The organism is Microbispora hainanensis (assembly GCF_006874475.1).
Lineage (GTDB): Bacteria > Actinomycetota > Actinomycetes > Streptosporangiales > Streptosporangiaceae > Microbispora > Microbispora hainanensis.
In genome coordinates this window covers 37,518-55,583 of record NZ_VIRM01000001.1, presented here as the reverse complement: position 1 = coordinate 55,583, position 18,066 = coordinate 37,518, and the positions used below count along the sequence as shown (strand labels likewise).

Annotated in this window: 17 protein-coding genes; 10 read left to right on the top strand and 7 right to left on the bottom strand. The window is 72.0% G+C overall.

The features are described 5' to 3' along the window. Positions 1-44: 44 nt before the first annotated feature. The 3 genes from FLX08_RS00255 (at position 45) to FLX08_RS00245 (ending at position 3,645) form a co-directional block, all read left to right on the top strand. Positions 45-1,328, top strand: a complete 1,284-nt coding sequence (locus tag FLX08_RS00255; RefSeq protein WP_142615910.1) for a sensor histidine kinase — start codon at positions 45-47, stop codon at positions 1,326-1,328. Further along, positions 1,316-1,975, top strand: a complete 660-nt coding sequence (locus FLX08_RS00250) for a response regulator transcription factor (protein WP_142615908.1) — start codon at positions 1,316-1,318, stop codon at positions 1,973-1,975. The genes FLX08_RS00255 and FLX08_RS00250 overlap by 13 nt, the downstream gene beginning before the upstream one ends. 137 nt (positions 1,976-2,112) lie before the next feature. Further along, complete coding sequence (locus FLX08_RS00245; protein WP_244312159.1) at positions 2,113-3,645, top strand: MDR family MFS transporter; 1,533 nt, start codon at positions 2,113-2,115, stop codon at positions 3,643-3,645. 25 nt (positions 3,646-3,670) lie between these two features. Here the strand turns inward: FLX08_RS00245 and FLX08_RS00240 are convergent, their stop codons facing one another. Then, positions 3,671-5,074, bottom strand: coding sequence for an MFS transporter (locus tag FLX08_RS00240; RefSeq protein ID WP_142615907.1), 1,404 nt, complete (start codon positions 5,072-5,074; stop codon positions 3,671-3,673). Between the two features lie 76 nt (positions 5,075-5,150). Between FLX08_RS00240 and FLX08_RS00235 the strand changes: the two genes are divergently transcribed. After that, positions 5,151-5,966, top strand: coding sequence for a helix-turn-helix domain-containing protein (locus FLX08_RS00235; protein ID WP_142615905.1), 816 nt, complete (start codon positions 5,151-5,153; stop codon positions 5,964-5,966). A gap of 32 nt (positions 5,967-5,998) precedes the next feature. On the opposite strand, the gene FLX08_RS00230 is transcribed toward FLX08_RS00235, so the two are convergent. Continuing rightward, positions 5,999-7,021 carry an aldo/keto reductase gene (locus FLX08_RS00230; protein ID WP_142616306.1) on the bottom strand — a complete coding sequence of 341 codons (1,023 nt, stop codon included), beginning with the start codon at positions 7,019-7,021 and terminating at the stop codon, positions 5,999-6,001. A 170-nt stretch (positions 7,022-7,191) separates the two neighbouring features. On the opposite strand from FLX08_RS00230, the gene FLX08_RS00225 reads away from it, so the two are divergent. Further along, positions 7,192-8,034, top strand: coding sequence for a helix-turn-helix transcriptional regulator (locus tag FLX08_RS00225; protein ID WP_244312158.1), 843 nt, complete (start codon positions 7,192-7,194; stop codon positions 8,032-8,034). A 46-nt stretch (positions 8,035-8,080) separates the two neighbouring features. Here the strand turns inward: FLX08_RS00225 and FLX08_RS00220 are convergent, their stop codons facing one another. The 4 genes from FLX08_RS00220 to FLX08_RS00205 form a co-directional block, all read right to left on the bottom strand. After that, a complete protein-coding gene (locus FLX08_RS00220) occupies positions 8,081-9,583 on the bottom strand; it encodes an SPFH domain-containing protein (RefSeq protein ID WP_142615902.1) in 1,503 nt (500 codons plus the stop codon). 46 nt (positions 9,584-9,629) lie between these two features. Next, entirely contained in the window at positions 9,630-9,830 is a 201-nt protein-coding gene (locus FLX08_RS00215) for a hypothetical protein (protein ID WP_142615900.1), read from the bottom strand. A gap of 208 nt (positions 9,831-10,038) precedes the next feature. Next, positions 10,039-11,088, bottom strand: coding sequence for an acyltransferase family protein (locus FLX08_RS00210; protein WP_142615898.1), 1,050 nt, complete (start codon positions 11,086-11,088; stop codon positions 10,039-10,041). 188 nt (positions 11,089-11,276) lie between these two features. Next, positions 11,277-12,092 carry an SDR family NAD(P)-dependent oxidoreductase gene (locus tag FLX08_RS00205; RefSeq protein WP_142615896.1) on the bottom strand — a complete coding sequence of 272 codons (816 nt, stop codon included), beginning with the start codon at positions 12,090-12,092 and terminating at the stop codon, positions 11,277-11,279. A 186-nt stretch (positions 12,093-12,278) separates the two neighbouring features. On the opposite strand from FLX08_RS00205, the gene FLX08_RS00200 reads away from it, so the two are divergent. From FLX08_RS00200 to FLX08_RS00185, 4 genes are read left to right on the top strand one after another with little or no spacing between them, the layout of a single operon-like run. After that, complete coding sequence (locus FLX08_RS00200; protein ID WP_167530222.1) at positions 12,279-14,867, top strand: sensor histidine kinase; 2,589 nt, start codon at positions 12,279-12,281, stop codon at positions 14,865-14,867. After that, on the top strand, positions 14,864-15,271 hold the full coding sequence (locus FLX08_RS00195; RefSeq protein ID WP_030507694.1) for a roadblock/LC7 domain-containing protein: 408 nt from the start codon (positions 14,864-14,866) through the stop codon (positions 15,269-15,271). The genes FLX08_RS00200 and FLX08_RS00195 overlap by 4 nt, the downstream gene beginning before the upstream one ends. A gap of 13 nt (positions 15,272-15,284) precedes the next feature. Continuing rightward, positions 15,285-15,650, top strand: coding sequence for a DUF742 domain-containing protein (locus FLX08_RS00190; protein WP_142615892.1), 366 nt, complete (start codon positions 15,285-15,287; stop codon positions 15,648-15,650). After that, a complete protein-coding gene (locus FLX08_RS00185; protein ID WP_142615891.1) occupies positions 15,631-16,206 on the top strand; it encodes a GTP-binding protein in 576 nt (191 codons plus the stop codon). Before FLX08_RS00190 ends, FLX08_RS00185 begins: the two co-directional genes overlap by 20 nt. Before the next feature lie 16 nt (positions 16,207-16,222). Here the strand turns inward: FLX08_RS00185 and FLX08_RS00180 are convergent, their stop codons facing one another. Continuing rightward, positions 16,223-17,305 carry an alkene reductase gene (locus FLX08_RS00180; protein WP_142615890.1) on the bottom strand — a complete coding sequence of 361 codons (1,083 nt, stop codon included), beginning with the start codon at positions 17,303-17,305 and terminating at the stop codon, positions 16,223-16,225. Positions 17,306-17,489: 184 nt separating this feature from the next. Here FLX08_RS00180 and FLX08_RS00175 point away from each other — a divergent pair, with 184 nt between their 5' ends. Then, the gene (locus FLX08_RS00175; protein ID WP_142615888.1) at positions 17,490-18,065 is read left to right on the top strand and encodes a helix-turn-helix domain-containing protein; all 576 of its coding nucleotides are present in this window, start codon (positions 17,490-17,492) and stop codon (positions 18,063-18,065) included. The last annotated feature ends 1 nt before the right edge of the window (position 18,066 follow it).

Genomic DNA, 18,066 nt, shown 5'->3' with positions numbered 1-18,066 from the left:
CACCGCGCGAAGACCCTAAGCTCGTCAGCCCGAGGGGGTGGATCATGGCGGCGCGCCAGCGGAAGCCGGCCGAAATCCGGCGAGGCAAGCGGACAGACGCCCGGAGGGGTGTCGCCGCGTACGCCCGCGGTCTCTTCGACGCCTTCGAACACCTCGTCGGCGGTCTCGGCACCGCGCTGCTGGCGTTCGCCGCTCTGCTGTGGCTCGTCCTGGTCGCGCTCACCTGTGTGATCGGTGTGGGCCTGCTCCTGGCGCCCACCGTGCCACGGGTCGTACGGTCCGTCGCCGAGCGGGAGCGCGGGCGGCTGTCCCGGTGGGGGCCGGAGATCGTCGCACTGGGGCCCGCACCGGCCGGCGTACGGGCGGCCCTCGCCGACCGGGCGGTGCGGCGGGAGCTGTGCTGGCTCCTCGTGCACGCCACGCTGGGCCTGTTCCTCGGCCTGGCGGCGCTGACCCTGGTGGTGGACGCCGTGCAGGACGTCACCTATCCGCTGTGGTGGCGGACGCTGCCCGCGGAGGACCCCGCCCCGACGCTGGTGTTCTGGGACGTGCACGACGACGCCGGCGCCTGGGCGGTCGCGCTCCTCGGCGTGGGGCTGGCCGTCTGCTTCCTGGCACTCGGGAGCGGAATGGCCCGGTTGCAGGCGTGGCCGGGACGCCGGCTCCTGGCGCCCACCGCCGACATGGACCTCTCCCTGCGCATCGCGGAGCTGTCGGCCACCCGCGCGGCGGCGCTCGACGCCCACGCCGCGGAGCTGCGCCGGATCGAACGCTCCCTGCACGACGGGACGCAGAACCGGCTCGTCGCCGTCACCGTGCTGCTCGGCGCGGCCCGCCGCGCGCTGTCCCAGAACCGGCCGGGCGCGCAGGACTTGCTCGAACGCGCGCAGGAGACCGCCGAGCAGGCGCTGGCCGAGCTCCGCACGGTCGTCCGCGGCATCCTGCCGCCCGTGCTGGCCGACCGGGGGCTCGCCGACGCGCTCGCCGGGCTCGCGGCCAACTGCGGGGTGCCCTGCCGGGTCGACCTCGACGCGCCCGGCAGGTGCGCCGCCTCCATCGAGGCGACCGCCTACTTCGTGAGCGCCGAGGCGCTGACCAACATCTCCCGGCACAGCCGGGCCCGGCACGCCACCGTGACCGTACGGCGTGAGGGCGGCCGGTTGCGCCTGCGGATCGAGGACGACGGCGTCGGCGGCGCGGACGAACGGCAGGGCTCCGGGCTCACCGGCATGCGCAGCCGGATCGAGGCGCACGACGGGCGTCTCACCCTGACCAGCCCACCCGGTGGGCCCACCACCATCGATGTGGAGTTGCCGTGCGGATCGTGATAGCGGAGGACGACCCGCTGCTGCGTGAGGGGGTCGCGCTGCTGCTGCGCGCGGAGTCTCTGGACGTGGTGGCCACGACCGGCTCCCCGGACGCCTTTCTGGCGGCCGTCGACGCCCACCGGCCCGACGTGGCCATCGTCGACGTCCGGATGCCGCCGACCCACACCACCGAGGGCATCGCCGCGGCCGTGGAGGCCAGGCGCCGCCTGCCCGGCCTAGCGGTGCTCGTGCTGTCCGCGTACGTCGAGCAGGCGTTCGCGACCGAGCTGCTCGCCGGGGGAACCGACCGGCTCGGCTATCTGCTCAAGGAGCGGGTCGGCCGTGTGGACGAGTTCCTCGACGCCCTGCACCGGGTCGCCGCCGGAGGCACGGCCATCGACCCCGAGGTCGTCGCGCAGCTGCTCACGCGCACCCGCTCCGACAGCGGGCTGGAACGGCTGACCGCCCGCGAACGCGACGTGCTCGCCCTGATGGCCGAAGGACTGGGCAACACCGCCATCTCCGAGCGGCTGTTCATCAGCGAAGGCGCCGTCCACAAGCACATCCGCAACATCTTCGCGAAACTCGACCTGGCGCCCACCGACCGGGCGGACCGGAGGGTCACGGCCGTCCTGCGTTACCTGGAGGACACCCAGCGCCGCGGCTGACCGCGTGAGACCACGTACGCGACCCGCGACGACATGGAATGCCGGGCGGTTTGCGATAGTTGCCCTGTTTCGGGACTCTTCCGCCCTCGAGTGGAAGGGTCCCGTGTACGTGCACGAAGGGACAGGGGAGCCACCACGTGACCACGAAGTCGACCACGACGACGGCATCGAAAGGCATCGGGCTACGGTCGGAGCGCGGTCCCGTACTCGCCGCCATCATGCTCTGCACCGCACTGGTGGCGCTCGACAGCACGATCATCGCCACCGCGGTGCCGTCCGTCGTCACCGACCTCGGCGGGTTCTCCCAGTTCCCCTGGCTGTTCTCGATCTACCTGCTCACCCAGGCCGTGACCGTGCCCATCTACGGCAAGCTCGCCGACGTGTTCGGGCGCAAGCCGGTGATGTTCTTCGGCATCGGGGCGTTCCTGCTCGGGTCGGTGCTGTGCGGGGTGGCCTGGAGCATGCCCGCGCTGATCGCCTTCCGCGCGATCCAGGGCATCGGTGCCGGGGCGGTGCAGCCGATCAGCATGACGATGGCCGGCGACCTCTACACGGTGGAGGAGCGGGCCCGCGTCCAGGGCTACCTCGCCAGCGTGTGGGGCATCTCGGCGGTGGTCGGCCCGACGCTCGGCGGCGTCTTCTCCGAGTACGTCTCCTGGCGCTGGATCTTCTTCATCAACCTGCCGCTCGGCGCGGTGGCCACCTGGATGCTCGCCCGGCGCTTCAAGGAGCAGGTGAAGCGGGGCTCCCACCGGATCGACTACACGGGTGCCGTGCTGCTCACCGGCGGCTCCTCCCTGCTCATCCTCGGCCTGCTGGAGGGCGGAGTCGCCTGGGCGTGGAACTCGGCGCCCAGCCTGCTGATCTTCGCGGCGGGCCTCCTCCTGATCGCCGCCTTCGTGCTCGTGGAGCGCCGCGCGGCCGAGCCGGTGCTGCCCCTGTGGGTGTTCCGCCGCCGCACGCTGACCGGCGGCAACCTGACCTCCCTCGGCATCGGCGCCCTCACGATCGGGCTCACCTCGTACGTCCCGACGTACGCGCAGGGCGTGCTGGGCACGGGCGCGCTGGTGGCGGGCTTCGCCCTCGCCGCGCTGACCGTCGGCTGGCCCCTCGCGGCGACGTTCTCGGGCCGCTTCTACATGCGCATCGGGTTTCGCGACACCGCGCTGATCGGCATCGTCGTGGTGGTGGCCGGCGCCGTGCTGTGCGCGCTGCTCGGCCCGAACGCGATGATCTGGCAGGTCGCGGTCGCCTGCTTCGTCGTCGGCGTCGGCCTCGGCCTGTCGGCCAGCCCCACGATGGTCGCCGTGCAGTCGGTCGTCGGCTGGGAACGCCGCGGCGTGGTCACCGCGACCAACATGTTCTGCCGCTCGCTCGGCAGCACGGTCGGGGCCGCCGTGCTCGGCGCCATCTCCAACTCGACGCTGTCGGACCGCTTCGCCCACCCGCCCGCCGGCGTCGCGGGACACCTGCCGGACAGCCTCGACGCCACGAGCCTGGTGCTGAAGGCCCAGGGCGCGGCGGCCCACTCGGCCGCCGCGACCTTCGTCCGGGGCGCGCTGTACGACGCGGTCCACCACATCTTCATCGCGCTCGTCGTCGTGGCCGTGCTCAGCGTCGCCGCGCTGCTGCTCATGCCCCGCCGTACGACCGAGCTGACGTTCGACTGACACACCGGCGGCGCCACGCGGCCGACTAGTCGACCGGTGTCCGCGCCGGGCGTTCAGGGGCGTGGGAACCGCTCCGCCAGGTCGCACGCGCGGCGGCGGCGCTCAACGCCCCGGCCGTGAGCAGCGCGGCGACGGCCACCAAGGCGAAGCCGAGGCCTGCGCCGAGGTAGAGGCCGCCGAGCCCGGCGACGGCGCTGACGCCGGCCAGCACGGGCCCGGTCGAGTTCAACGCCGACAACGCCGATGCGCGCTCCGGGCCCACGATGGCGGCCACCCGTGCCACCAGCGGGCTGTAACCGGCCGCGTGCCCCGCGCCTGCCAGGAACAACACCGGGATCATGAGTGCCGGGGGCCATCCGTCACCGGGGAGCGCGGCCACTGTCAGGGCGCCCGCGGCGAAGACGGCCGGCCCGGCGATCGGAAGGACCGGCTGCGCCCCCTCCGGCAGTCGGGTCCAGGTCAGGCTCAGCGTGGCGAACCCGATCGCGTACGGCACGAAGGCGAGCCCGGCGGCGAGCGGGCCGAACCCGAGCTCGTTCTGGAGATGCAGGGTCAGCACGAACAGGAACGCGGTGTAACAGCCCATCACCGCGACACAGGTGGCGAGCGCGGCTCCCACCCCCGGAGGCCGCAGCACGCTGAGGTCGAGGAGCGGCAGACCCCCGCGGCGGACGACCCGGCCCTCGAACCTCACGAAGACCACCAGCAGGACCAGGCCGGCGAGCAGTGAGGCCCAGGCCCACTCCGGCCAGCCGTACTGCCTGCCGAAGATCAGCGGGACGATCGCGGCGGACATCGCCACGGTGAGCAGCGCGACCCCGCCCAGGTCGAGCCTGCGCGCCACGGGCGTGCTCTCCGGGAGCGCGCGCAGCCCTACGACCATCAGCACGGCCCCCACCGGGACGTTGACCAGGAAGACCGGCCGCCACGTCAGCCCGAACAGGTCGGCCCCGACCACCAGACCGCCGATCACCTGGCCGAGGGCGACGCCCAGGGCGAGCACCATCGAGTAGACGCCGATGGCCCGCCTGCGGGCGGAGCCGTCGAAGCGAAGCTGGATCAGCGAGAAGATCTGCGGCACCATCAGCGCGGCCGCCACGGCCTGGGCCACCCGGGCCGCCACCAGCACCGGGGCCGCCGGTGCGAGCCCGCACAGCAGCGACGCCAGCGTGAAGGCCGCCAGCCCGCCGAGGAAGGCCCGCCGATGGCCGATCAAATCTCCCGTACGGGCGCCGGTCACGTTGAGCACCCCGAGCGTGAGCAGGTACGCCGACGGGACCAGTTGCAGGACGGCGTCACCGACCCGCAGATCATGCTGTATCGACGGCAGCGCGACCGTGACGATCGAGCCGTCCATCGACGCCATCATCTGCCCGGCCAGGAGCACGGTGAGCACCACCCACGGCCGCGCCCTCGTCAATCTCGACATGGCCCTCAGGCTCCGCGATCGCTGGCCCACGGGTCTTGAACATTTTTGCCTTGCAGGGGATCCGTACAGTGGACCGGTGCGGACATCGAGGACAGTCATCGATACGCCGGATTTCTCCGTCCACGTGGTCTCCTGCACGGCCCGGCATCACACCTGGTCGACCCCCGAGGAGGGCGGGTCGTACGGCATCGTCCTCGTGCGCCGTGGGATGTTCCGGGTGCGCGGCGACGGTCACCGCATGGTCGCCGATCCCACGACGGGCTATGCGCAGTGGCCGGGTGGCGAGTACGCGTTCGCGCACCCCGCGGGCGGCGACGTCTGCACGTTCGTCGTGGTGCGGCCCTCGGTGTGGCACGCGGTGGTGGGCGACGAGCCGCCGCATCCGCCGCTGGCGATCGACGGCCGGGCCGAGCTCGCACACCGGCTTCTCCTGCGCACCGTGCACGACTCGGCCGACCCCGCGGAACGGCTGGTGCACACGCTCGTCACGACGATCCGCCCGCGAGCCGACCGGCGAAGCCCGGACCGCGGCGGAGCCCTGGCGGACCGGGCGCGAGAGGCCATCCTCGCGGACGACCCCGACTCGGCCGATCTCCTACGGCTGGCCCGGGCGCTCGGGGTCTCGCCCTCCCACCTGAGCCGGACCTTCCGCAGGCAGGTCGGCATGACGGTCAGCCGCTACCGCAACCGGGTGCGGGTCAGCCGCGCCCTCGCCCGCCTCGATGAGGGAGAGCGGGACCTGGCGGGCCTCGCCGCGGCTCTCGGCTTCGCCGACCAGGCCCACCTCACCCGCACCATGCGGGCCGAGCTCGGCCGCCCGCCCGGCCACGTCCGGCGGCTGCTGTCACCCATTGCCTGCCCGGTGACCGCCACACCCCCCTGCGGCTCCTAGGGCCGGGCCGGTGCCCCGCCCCGGCGGAGGTGTCAGGCGGCGGCGCGTTCGGCGAGGGGACGGCGGCGCAGGCCCGTCTGCTGGAGCGCCGGCGGCACGTACGCCTGGTCGAGCGCGCCGACGTCGGTGCCGGGCGGGACGATCTCGTCGATCCGGTCGAGGACGTCGTCGGTGAGCGTGACGCCGACGCCCGCGAGCAGGTCGTCGAGGTGGCTCATCGTGCGCGCCCCGAGGAGGGCGCTGGACACGCCGGGATGCGCGATGGCGAAGGCCATGGCGAGATGGGTCAGTGGCAGACCCGCCTCCTGGGCGAGCGCGACGAACCGCTCGACGACGTCGATGCGGTGCTCGTCGTTGACGTGCCTGACGAAGCCGGCGCGGCGGAGCTCGTTCTGCTGCCCCTTGCGGACCCGGCCGGTGAGCAGTCCCTGCCCGAGCGGGCCCCACACGAGCGTGCCCATTCCGTAGCGCTGCGCGGCCGGCAGCACCTCGCGTTCGATGCCGCGGTTGAGCAGCGAATATGCGGGCTGCTCGGTGCGGAACCGTTCCAGGCCGCGCCGTTCGGCGACCCACTGGGCCTCGACGATGTCGGACGGCGGCATGCCGGACGTCCCGATCGCGCGGACCTTCCCGCTGCGGATCAGGTCCGAGAGCGCGGAGAGCGTCTCCTCGACGTCCGTGGCGGGGTCGGGCCGGTGGATCTGGTAGAGATCGATGTGGTCGGTGCGCAGGCGGCGCAGCGAGTTCTCGACGGCGGTCATGATCCAGCGCCGTGAGGCGCCCTGCTGGTTGGGATCGTCGCCGACGGGGCGGCTCACCTTGGTCGCGAGCACGACGTCGTCCCGCCGCCCCTTGAGCGCCCTGCCCACGATCTCCTCCGAGTCGCCGTACGCGTCGGCGGTGTCGATGAGGTTGATCCCCGTGTCCAGCGCCTTGTGGATGATGCGGGCCGAGTCGCCGGGATCGGGGTTGCCGATGGACGTGGCGAACATCAATGCGCCGAGCCCATAGGGGCTGACCTTGATGCCGGTGCGGCCGAGCGTGCGGTAGTGCATGCGAACCATGCCTTCCGTTTTCAAAGGATCTCGGGGTCGTCCGGGCTCCGGCGCGGTCCGCCGAGCCGGTTCCCAGCCTCCGGCGGTGCGGGCGCGGGCGGGAGAGACGCCCTTATCCCGGGACAGGCCGTCCCTGGCAACGTCCGGCGTCCGCGGGCATGGTGAAGGGTGTGGACAGAACCGAACTGGCCGACTTCCTGCGCCACTGCCGTGCCCGGGTCGCCCCCGCCGACGTGGGGCTGTCGCACGGCGCGCGGCGGCGTACGCCCGGACTGCGCCGCGAGGAGGTCGCGCAGCTCGCGGGCATGTCCACCGACCACTACACACGGCTGGAGCAGGCCAGGGGCTCGCATCCGTCCCGCCAGATGCTCGCCGCCGTCGCCCGCGCGCTGCGGCTGACCGGCGACGAACGCGACCATCTCTTCCACCTGGCCGGCGAGGAGCCGCCGCGGGACCGGACGGCCACGGAGCACGTCCGCCCCGGCCTGCTGCTCGTGCTCGACCGGCTGGTCGACACCCCCGCCCAGGTGGTGAACGACCGCGGCGACGTCCTCGCGCAGAACGCGATGGACAAGGCGCTGCACGGTGACGCGTCCGCCCGCCCCGAGGCGGAGCGCAACGTCATCTGGCGTTACTTCACCGACCCGTCAGCGCGGGAGCTGTTCCCGCCCGACGACCGTGACAACGCTGCCCGCGCGGGGGTGGCGGATCTGCGCGCCACGGCCGCCCGCCGCCCGGACGACGTGCGGCTGGCGACGCTCGTACGCCGGCTCCGGGCCCGCAGCGAGGAGTTCGCGGCGCTGTGGGAGACCCACGACGTCGCCGTACGCCGCTCCGACGTCAAGCGCTTCCTGCATCCGGTGGTCGGTCTGCTGGAGCTGGACTGCGAGGTGCTGCTGAGCCCGGAGCACGACCAGCGGCTGATCGTCTACACCGCCCGCCCGGGCAGCGAGTCGCACGAGCGGCTGGAGCTGCTGCGCGTGGTCGGTCTCCAGGACCTGACCCGCGGCTGAGCGTTCGTCCCCGTCCGGGGAGAGGGACGGGGACGAACGCGGGCCGTCAGGAGGCGGCGTCGATGGTGTCCTTCGTGGGGGGCTCGGCGCCGTTGACGCCGGCGTTGACCGCCCCGGGGGCGCCGCCGGACAGCAGGGCGCGGGCCAGGCCCAGCCCGGTGCCGCCCAGCGTGAGCGCCTTGGCCAGCATCTCCTCGATGCCCTGGGCGCCGTTGAGCACCACCATGTGGTCGACGTTGCCGAACGCCTTCGAGCCGGCCTCCACGATCTGCGGCCAGTTCTCGGCGAGCTGCTGGGCGATGACCGCCTCCTGGTTCTCGCGCAGCGCCTCGGAACGGGCCCTGATCGCGTCGGCCTCGGCGAGACCCTTGGCCTTGGCGGCCTCCGCCTCCGCGAGACCCTTCGCCCTGGCCGCCTCGGCCTCCGCGAGGCCCCGCGCCTTGGCGGCCTCCGCCTCGCCGAGACCGGTCGCCTTGGTCGCCGCCGCGGCGGCCTCACCACGCACCCGCACCGACTCGGCGTCGGCCGCCGCCGCCTGCTTCACCTGGGACGCCTGGGCCGTGGCGCGCAGCTCGGTCTCCCTGGCCTCGGCCTCGGCCTGGGCGATGCGGGCGTCGCGCTCCGCCTGCGACAGCGTGACGGTCTCGTACGCCTTGGCGTCGGCGGGCTTGCGGACCTGCGACTGGAGCCGCTGCTCGGCGAGCTGGGCCTCCAGCTCCGCGGCCCTGGTCTCCTGGACGACGACCTCCTGCCGCGCGGTGGCCTCCGACAGCGGGCCGGCCTGCCTGGCCTTGGCCGCCGCCTGGTCCACCTCCGCCTGATAGCCGGCCTGCTGGATCTGCGACTCGCGGACGGCGGCGGCCTTCTTTGCGGCCGCGATCTGCTCGGCCTCGGTGGCCTCCTGGTCGCGCTGTGCCTCGGCGATGCGCGCCGCGGCGGCGATCTTCGCGGCGTGCGGCTTGCCGAGGTTCGTGATGTAGCCGGTCTCGTCCTCGATCTCCTGGATCTGCAGCGAGTCGACCACCAGGCCGAGCTTGCTCATCTCGTCGGCGGCGGAGCTGCGGGTCTCGCTGGTGAGCCGCTCGCGGTTCAGGATGAGATCCTCGACGGTCAGGTTGCCGATGATCGAGCGCAGGTGACCGGTGAACAGCTCGTGGATGGCGCCGTTCATCGAGTCCTGCTGGTCGAGGAAGCGCCGGGCGGCGTTCGCGATGCTGGTGAAGTCGTCGCCCACCTTGTAGATGATCACACCGCGCACCTGGACCGGGATGCCCTGCTGGGTCACGCAGTTGACCTGCAGATTCGTGGCCCGGCTGTCGAGCCGCAGCCGCCGGGCGGTCTGGAAGCCGGGCAGCACGGCGGTGCCCTTGCCAGTTATGATCTTGAAGCCGAGGCTGTCGGCCAGCTCGTTCTTCGTGTGGGCGCCGAGGCCCGAGATGATGAGCGCCTCGTTGGGTTCGGCCACCCGCCAGATGGCCTTGAACAGGAGAATGAGGACGATGACGGCGACAATGGCCACACCGCCCACGACCAGGATCTCCGGTGACATTGGAGCCTCCATGTAGTGGGGGGAAGGGAGTGGAGGAGGGCGCGGGTCAGATGACCGCGCGAGCGACGTAGACGGTGCGCGGGGGTGAATACTCCACGACGACGACGATGGACCCCACCGGGATCTCCTCGTCCGGAATGCTCGGATAGGCGTAGAACGCCTCGACACCCCCGCGGATAGGCACCATCACCTCGCCGACAAGGCCCGGGCCGATCTTGCCCGTGACCCTGCCCTGTCTGCCGACCACCCGCGTCACCCCGTCGTTTTCACCGCTCCTGGCTGCACCGCGAATGCGCAGGTTACCCCGTATCACCACGCCGTGACAGAGCCGAGTTCCGTTCCCGAGCCCGCCGGCTGCGCAATTCGCCCTGCTTCGCACCATCACTTGGCAGAACGGGGAGCCCCCACCAGAAGTTCCGTAGTGCGCGGCCGGGGCCGGGCCGTGCGGCGTATCGCTATCGGACGGGCGCGGCGGGCTCCCGCCTCCCTGGCCGGCGGAGCCGGGTGAAGGCCCAGGAGACGCCGGGCTCCACCGCCCACCGGAACACCCTGCGCACGGGCGGCGTGCAGAGCAGGGCCGCGAGCCCGACCCCAGAGACCGCCATGGCGGTCACGCCGAGCGGGTTGACGAGGACGTCGTGGAAGCGCTCGGCGACCTTCACGACGAACCCGTGCAGCAGGTAGGCGTACATGGTGACGGCGCCAAGGCCGGTGAACCAGGTGCGGCGGCTCGGGGCGACCGCCAGGAACGCCGCCACCAGCAGGGCGCCGGCCGCGAGCAGCGCGAGCCGGATCAGCGTGCCGGACAGGTCGTCCACGCCGATCTGGTGGTTGGAGTGACGCCAGCGGATCCACTCCGTCGGCACGAGCCTGTGCACGGCGAACGCGGCGGCGAGCGCCGCCGCCAGGACGGCCCCGCCCGCGATCCTCGCCCGGCGCCCGCGCAGAAGATCGAGGTGCTCCGGCGTGAGCATGAGGCCGAGCACGTAGAACGGCAGCAGGCCGAACGTGCGGTTCATCGACAGCTCGTCGGGCAGGGCGCTGGTGCCCGACAGCAGGCACAGCCCGACCGCGATCACCAGAGGGTGACGCAACTGCTGCCAGACCGGCGTGGACAGCCGCCACAGGAACAGCGACATCAGGAACCAGGTCAGGTAGTACGGGTCGAGCAGGCTGATCTCGAGCTTGCCGTACAGGACGTAGCGGGGCAGCGAATAGGCCACCTCGAAGATGACGTACGGCACCGCGAGGCCACTGATGAGCTTGCGCGCCTTACCCGGAGAAAACGTGAAATTTCGGGACAAATAGCCGCTGACGACAATGAAGAGCGGCATGTGGAAGAGGTAGACGAAGAAGTAGAGCGCATGCGCCACGGGAACGTCCCGCAGGTCCTCGACGAGATGCCCGGAAACGACCAGCACGATGGCCAGGAACTTGGCGTTGTCCAGCAGCGGGTCGCGAGCGGCGGACCTTCCGGCCGAGTGGACGGGGGCGATCACGGTCATGCGCCCGGACCCTAGTCACCCTCCGTGAGCACCGGCGCAACCGCCGGCGAACAGTCCCCGAACTCTTCCCCCGCCCACGCCTCCGGGCCGTGGAAACCGGGCGGGTCAGGCGGCCCGGCAGCCGCCGGCGAGCCGAGGGCTCCGGCCGCCGAAGGCGGCGAGTTCCGCTGCGATGCCAGGAGGGCGCTCTATGAGGCGGCCAGGCCGGTGGCGGCGAGGCTCGCGTCCCACAGGGCGGCGGCGAGGGCAGGGTCCGACATCCTCTCCGGCACCCGCGCGGGAGCGTTCTTGACGAAGTATCGGCCCGGGTGATCGACCCCGTCGGGGTGGGTGGCGAGATGGACGACGCGCTCGGCCCCGGCCTCCGGCGGCTCGCCCATGCCCGGCAGGAGCCACACCAGCTTCATGAAGAACGTGCCCTCGGCGAACGAGGTCTTGAGCACGCCGGGGTGGAGGCACGTGGCGGCCAGGCCCCGCTCGGCGAGCGACACGGTGAACAGCGCGTTGGCCTGCTTGGAGTCGCCGTACTGCAGCCAGCCGTTCCAGCGCCGCCGTTCCCTGGACAGGTCGGCCGGGTCGAGGCGGCCCGACTTCCCGGCCCGCGACGAGGTGGTCACGACCCTGGCGGAGGACGCCGCGAGCCGGTCGTGGAGCAGGTTCGTCAGCAGGAACGGCGCCAGGTGGTTGACCTGCATCATCCACTCGTTGCCGTCCACGGTGGTCCGGCGGTCGGGCGTCATCACGCCGGCGTTGTTGATCAGCACGTCGATGCGCTCGTAGCGCGCCAGCAGGTCCGCGGCGAGCCGGCGCACCTGATCGAGGGAGGAGAAGTCCGCGACGAGCGTGTCCGGACGGCTGCCGCCGGCCTGCTCCGCGCGGTCCGCGACGGCGCGGAGCTTCTCCGGGGTGCGTCCGACGAGCACGATTTGGTGACCTCGCCGGGCGAGATCAAGGGCAGAAGCTGCACCGATTCCGGCACCTGCCCCAGTGATCACAGTAATCATCAGTTCCTCCCACTGCGCCAGAACTGTATCGGTGCTAGCCTTCTGTGCGATCTTCCGGAGGTGCATTCCCCCATAAATGCGGCGCGAGCCTCCAGCAATGCAGGAGTGGCCATGGGTTCGAGAAACCGGTCGATTCGGTTCAAGATCTTCTTGTTGCTGCTCCTGCCATTGCTCATGTTGAGTGCTATGTGGGGGTTTGCCCTAAAGCTCACGGTCGGGGACGGCCTCGTCCTCCTGCACTCCAAGACGCTGTACGACACCATCGGTGTCACCTCCACCGACCTCGGCACCCAGATCCAGGCCGAGCGCGCGCTGACCGCCGGCGTCCTCAGCAGCGGCCGGACGACGTCCGCCGCGCTCACCGCCCAGCAGGCCAAGACCACCGCCGCCGCGGACAAGTTCAAGAAGTCCGCCGACGACGAGGCGACCCGCGACGCCATGAGCGAGGAGCTCGCGGCGCCCCTGAAGTCACTGCTGTCCTCCCTCGAACGCCTGCCCACGATCCGGGAGGGCGTCTCGCTCGGCAGGTCCGACCGGCTGACCGCGATCAACGCGTACAACGCGATCATGGACGACCTGTTCGCGCTCTACGAGCGGCTCGTCTCGCTGCCCGACCTGGCCACCTTCCAGCAGGCCAGCGCCATGCAGGGGATGGGCAACGCACACGAGATGATCACTCGTGAGGACGCCCTCGTGCGCGGCGCGCTCGCCAGCGGCACGATGACGGCCGACGAGCAGAACGCCTTCAGCGAGTGGGTCGCCACCCGGCGGTTCCTCTACAACAAGAACCGGCCCGTCCTCACCGGTGAGATGCGGGCGCCGTACGAGCAGGTGCTCACCTCGCCGCTGTTCGACCGGTTCACCGCCCTGGAGAACCAGATCGTCAACCAGGTGCGCGCCGGCGGCCCGCTCCCGGCCGAGGCCGAGAAGTGGTCGCCGACCATCGACCAGCTGATCCTCCGGCTCGACTCGGCCCGGGTGAAGGCCTCGGACGCGCTCAGCGTCTCCGCCACGACGGTCGCCACCGGGATCATGCTCCGCATCCTGATCGCCGGCGGGCTCGGCCTCGTGGTGATCATCGCCACGATCATCTTCTCCGTCCGGTTCGGCCGCCGGCTCGCCCGCGACCTCGCCGGCCTGCGCGACGCCGCGCTCGAACTCGCCGTCGTACGGCTGCCGCAGGTCGTCGGCAAGCTGCGGCAGGGCGAGGACGTGGACGTCGAGGCCGAGGCGCCCCCGATCAAGGCGACGGGCTCCAACGAGGTCGAGGACGTCGCGCGCGCGTTCAGCTCCGTCCAGAGGACAGCGGTGGAGGCCGCCGTCGGCCAGGCCGCCCTCCGCCGCGGCGTCAGCCAGGTCTTCCTCAACCTGGCCCGCCGCAACCAGACCCTGCTGCACCGCCAGCTCACGCTTCTCGACACGATGCAGCGCCGCGCCGAGGAGCCGGAGAGCCTGGAGGACCTCTTCCGGCTCGACCACCTGACCACCCGCATGCGCCGCCACGCGGAAAGCCTGATCATCCTGTCCGGCTCCGCGCCCGGGCGTGCGTGGCGCAAGCCGGTGCCGCTGATCGACGTGGTCCGCGCCGCGATCTCCGAGGTCGAGGACTACACCCGCATCTCGACCGCCCCGATGCCGGAGGTCGCCATCGCCGGTGCGACCGTGGCCGACGTGGTGCACCTGATCGCCGAGCTGCTGGAGAACGCCACGATCTTCTCGCCTCCGCAGACGAGGGTGGAGGTGCGCGCGGAGGTCGTCGCCAACGGGCTCGCGGTGGAGATCGAGGACCGCGGTCTCGGCCTGATGCCCGAGGAGTACGACGACATCAACCGCCGCCTGGCCGACCCGCCGGAGTTCGACCTGGCGGACAGCGACCGGCTCGGGCTCTTCGTCGTCGGCCAGCTCGCCGCCCGGCACGAGATCGGGGTGGTCCTGCGCGGCTCGCCGTACGGTGGGACGACGGCGATCGTGCTCATGCCCCGGACCCTGGTGGTGGACGAAGGCTCGCCCGCGGCGCTGGCGGGTCCGTCCTCCCGCGGCTCTCACGCGAAGCCCGCGCTGGCCGCCGGCGGCAGCGACACCGACATCTCGCTCAACGACACGCTCCACGCCGACCTCGGGCTGCGCGGCCCCGCCTCCGCAGGGGAGCCCCGCGAGGTCCGCACGCTCGTCGGGGAGGTCGCGAAGGACGTTCCCGCGTCAGGGGGGGCTTCCGGGGAGACGCAGGACCGGGAGGAGCGCACGGACGCGTCCGAGCCGTCCCCGTTCTTCACTCCGGCCGCCCTGCGGACCGACGCGGTGCCCTCCGCCGCGCGCGACGACCTCCCCGCGTCGTCCTCCGCGCCCTCCTCCGTGCCCTCCTCCGTGCCCTCCTCCGTGTCGTCCTCCGTGTCGTCCTCCGTGTCGTCCTCTGCCGCACCGGCCGCCGAACCGGCGACCGCAGCCGCGGGGGTGGGCCCGAACGGCCTGGCGCAGCGGACGAGCAGGCAGCGGGCCAGGGGCCCCGCCTCCAACGGCACCCACGCCGGCCTGCCGCGCCGGGTCCGTCAGGCCAACATCGCCCCGCAGCTTCGCGCCCAGTCCCAGGAGACCGGTCCGCAGACGCCGCCACTGTCCGCCCCGACCGTGGAGGAGCGGTCGCCGGAGGAGGCCAGGGCGATGTTCAGCGCTTTCCAGCGCGGCGCGCTGCGGGGCCGGGAGGACTCCGATCAGCCGGGTGGGGCCGCACCCGGTGATCACGCACACAACATGTACGGCGAGAAGGGTGACGAATGACCGGCAAAGCGACGTCGACCGGCGAACTGAACTGGCTGCTCGACGATCTCATCAGCAGGGTCGCCGCCGTCCGCCAGGCGGTGATCCTCTCCACCGACGGTCTCGTCGTTGGAGCCTCCCAAGGGCTGAGCCGGGAGGACGCGGAGCACCTGTCCGCGGTCGCCGCCGGGTTCCAGAGCCTGGCGCGGGGCGCGGGACGACACTTCGGCGGGGGCGAGGTCAGGCAGACCATCGTGGAGATGGAGGCCGCGTTCCTGTTCGTCACGGCCGCCGGCCAGGGCACCTGCCTGGCCGTACTGGCCGCCTCCGACGCCGACGTCGGGCACATCGCGTACGAGATGGCGATGCTGGTCAAGCGGGTGGGTCAGCACATCTCCACCAACCCGCGGCGGATCTCCCCATGAGATTGGTGGCCACATGACGGGACCCCAGTGGATGGACGAGGAGGCCGGGCCGTTGGTCCGGCCCTACGCGCTGACAGGGGGCCGGGCACGGCACTCCGGGGCCAAGCTCGACCTGATCACCATGGTGACCACCAAGGGCTCACCGAGGGACGTCCCCGGCATTGGCCCCGAGCAGCGGCGGATCCTCGATATCGCGCGCAGAGGCGCGTCGGTGGCGGACATCGCGTCCGACATCGACCTGCCGCTGGGCGTGGTCCGCGTCCTCATCGGGGATCTGCACGACCTCGGACTCGTCGACGTACGGGCTCCGGGCAAGGTGGCGCCGCTGCCAAGCGAGCGCATTCTCAAGGAAGTGATCAATGGCCTTCGCGCCCTCTGAGGAGCCGGTCGCCCTCAAGATATTGGTGGCCGGCGGCTTCGGCGTCGGCAAGACCACGCTGGTCGGCGCGATCAGCGAGATTCGCCCCCTGCGCACCGAGGAGGTGCTGTCCGATCGCGGCGTCGGCGTCGACGACACCGACGGCGTGGAAGGCAAGACGACCACGACGGTGGCCATGGACTTCGGCCGCATCACCATCAGGGAAGGGCTCGTGGTCTACCTGTTCGGCACCCCCGGACAGGAGCGCTTCTGGTTCATGTGGGACGAGCTGTCCTACGGCGCGCTCGGGGCCGTCGTGCTGGCCGACACCCGCAGGCTGACCGACTGCTTTCCGTCGATCGACTACTTCGAGCAGCGCGGCACGCCGTTCATCGTCGCGGTCAACTGCTTCGACGGCGCCGAGCAGCACGAGCCCGAGGACGTGCGGATCGCCCTCGACCTCGACCCGGACGTCCCCGTCCTGCTCTGCGACGTACGGCGCCGCGCCTCGGCCAAGGTCGTGCTCGTCACGCTCGTGGAGCACGCGCTCAAGATGCTGACGGCGGCCCAGCGGTAGCGCCCGGCCGGCCCGGTCAGTCCGCCGGCGCAGGGTGAGCAGGGTAATCGGTGTAGCCCCGCGTGTCGCCGCCGTAGAACGTGGCGGGATCGGCCTCGTCGACCGGGGCGTGGTTCCGCCAGCGCCACACCAGGTCGGGATTGGCGATGAAGGCCCGGCCCACGGCGACGAGGTCCGCCTGGCCACTCCGTACGCGCCGGCGGGCGGTGCTCCCGTCCGTCACCGGCACCCAGCCGTCGTTGACGACGAGCGGGCCGCCGAACCGCGTGCGGAGGCCGGCGAGCAGCGGGCCGGCGGGATCGCCGATGGTGTGCAGGTATGCCAGGCCCAGCGGGGCGATCCCGTCGACAAGCGCCCGGTAGGTCGTGGCCGTCTCGGCCGGATCGTCCTCGACGGCGCCGTGGAGGTTGGCCGCCGGGGAGATGCGGATCCCCACCCGCTCGCCGCCGATCGCCTCGGCCACGGCATGGGCGACCTCGATGACGAACCGGGCTCGTGCCGTGGCGGAGCCGCCGTACGCGTCGGTGCGCCGGTTGGTGGAGGGCGCGAGGAACTGGTGGAGCAGGTAGCCGTTGGCGGAGTGCAGTTCGACGCCGTCCAGGCCGGCCTCCACGGCCGAGCGTGCCGCGTGCACGTACTCGCCGATCACGGACGGCAACTCCGCCGTTTCGAGGGCGCGGGGCACCGGATGCGGCCTGAGGCCGTGGGCGGTGAAGATCTCGCCGGGCGCGGCGATGGCGCTGGGCGCGACGGTCTCGTGGCCGTCCTTGTTGTCCGGGTGGGCGATGCGCCCGGTGTGCATGATCTGGGCGACGATGCGGCCGCCTTCCTCGTGTACGGCGTCGGCGACCCTGCGCCAACCGTCGATCTGCCGGGGTGTGTGCAGGCCGGGCGTGTTCAGGTAGCCCTGCCCGGCCGCGCTGGGCTGGGCGCCCTCGGTGATGATCAGGCCCGCGGTCGCCCGCTGCCGGTAGTACGTCGCGGTGATGTCCTGCGGCACGCCTCCGGCACCGGCCCGGTTGCGGGTCATGGGCGCCATGACGATCCGGTTGTCCAGTGTCCACTTGCCGACGGTCAGCGGCTCGAACAGGTCTGGCATCGACGGTCTCTCCTCCAAGGGATTCGGGGAGGCTCCCGGGCCGCCTCGGCGCGACGACCGGGCACGATGGCGGGAGCGTATGAAGGCCCGGGGCGGCGGCCTGACCGGCCCGCGAGCAGGTCGAGAGTGACCCGCCCCTCGCCCGCGTTGCAATTTCTCATGCCGTTTCGGCAACCTGTTCGGCATGGACCAGCTCAAAGACGTCCTGGCCGCCATCGGGCCGAAGCTGCGTGACCTGCGCAAACAGCGCGGTGTCACGCTGGCCGACCTGTCACGGACCACCGGCATCTCGGAAAGCACGCTGTCGCGGCTGGAGAACGGCAGCCGCCGGCCGAACCTCGAGCTGCTGCTCCCACTGGCCCACGCCTACGGCGTGCCTCTCGACGAGCTGGCCGGCGCGCCGCGCACCGGCGACCCGCGCGTGCATCTGCGTCCGGTGCACCGCCTCGGCATGACCTTCGTCCCGCTGACCCGCCGGGCCGGCGGCATGCAGGCGTACAAACTCGTCATCCCACCGGACCGCGACGCGGGCGAGCCCGACCTGAAGACACACGAGGGCTACGAGTGGCTCTACGTCCTCGAAGGCCGGCTGCGCCTGCTCCTCGACCACCGGGATCTGGTGCTCAAGCCCGGCGAGGTGGCCGAGTTCGACACCCACATCCCCCACTGGCTGGGGTCGGCCGACACGCGCCCCGTCGAGCTGCTGGTCCTCTTCGGCCCGCAGGGCGAACGCGCCCACCTGCGTGCCCGTCCCGCCTGAA

Coding starts and splice junctions, on each gene's coding strand:
- FLX08_RS00205 (WP_142615896.1), bottom strand. CDS start 12,092: ATGATTACTGTGATCACTGGGGCAGGTGCCGGAATCGGTGCAGCTTCT.
- FLX08_RS00200 (WP_167530222.1), top strand. CDS start 12,279: ATGTGGGGGTTTGCCCTAAAGCTCACGGTCGGGGACGGCCTCGTCCTC.
- FLX08_RS00190 (WP_142615892.1), top strand. CDS start 15,285: ATGACGGGACCCCAGTGGATGGACGAGGAGGCCGGGCCGTTGGTCCGG.
- FLX08_RS00195 (WP_030507694.1), top strand. CDS start 14,864: ATGACCGGCAAAGCGACGTCGACCGGCGAACTGAACTGGCTGCTCGAC.
- FLX08_RS00180 (WP_142615890.1), bottom strand. CDS start 17,305: ATGCCAGACCTGTTCGAGCCGCTGACCGTCGGCAAGTGGACACTGGAC.
- FLX08_RS00220 (WP_142615902.1), bottom strand. CDS start 9,583: ATGTCACCGGAGATCCTGGTCGTGGGCGGTGTGGCCATTGTCGCCGTC.
- FLX08_RS00185 (WP_142615891.1), top strand. CDS start 15,631: ATGGCCTTCGCGCCCTCTGAGGAGCCGGTCGCCCTCAAGATATTGGTG.
- FLX08_RS00175 (WP_142615888.1), top strand. CDS start 17,490: ATGGACCAGCTCAAAGACGTCCTGGCCGCCATCGGGCCGAAGCTGCGT.
- FLX08_RS00240 (WP_142615907.1), bottom strand. CDS start 5,074: ATGTCGAGATTGACGAGGGCGCGGCCGTGGGTGGTGCTCACCGTGCTC.
- FLX08_RS00255 (WP_142615910.1), top strand. CDS start 45: ATGGCGGCGCGCCAGCGGAAGCCGGCCGAAATCCGGCGAGGCAAGCGG.
- FLX08_RS00210 (WP_142615898.1), bottom strand. CDS start 11,088: ATGACCGTGATCGCCCCCGTCCACTCGGCCGGAAGGTCCGCCGCTCGC.
- FLX08_RS00230 (WP_142616306.1), bottom strand. CDS start 7,021: ATGCACTACCGCACGCTCGGCCGCACCGGCATCAAGGTCAGCCCCTAT.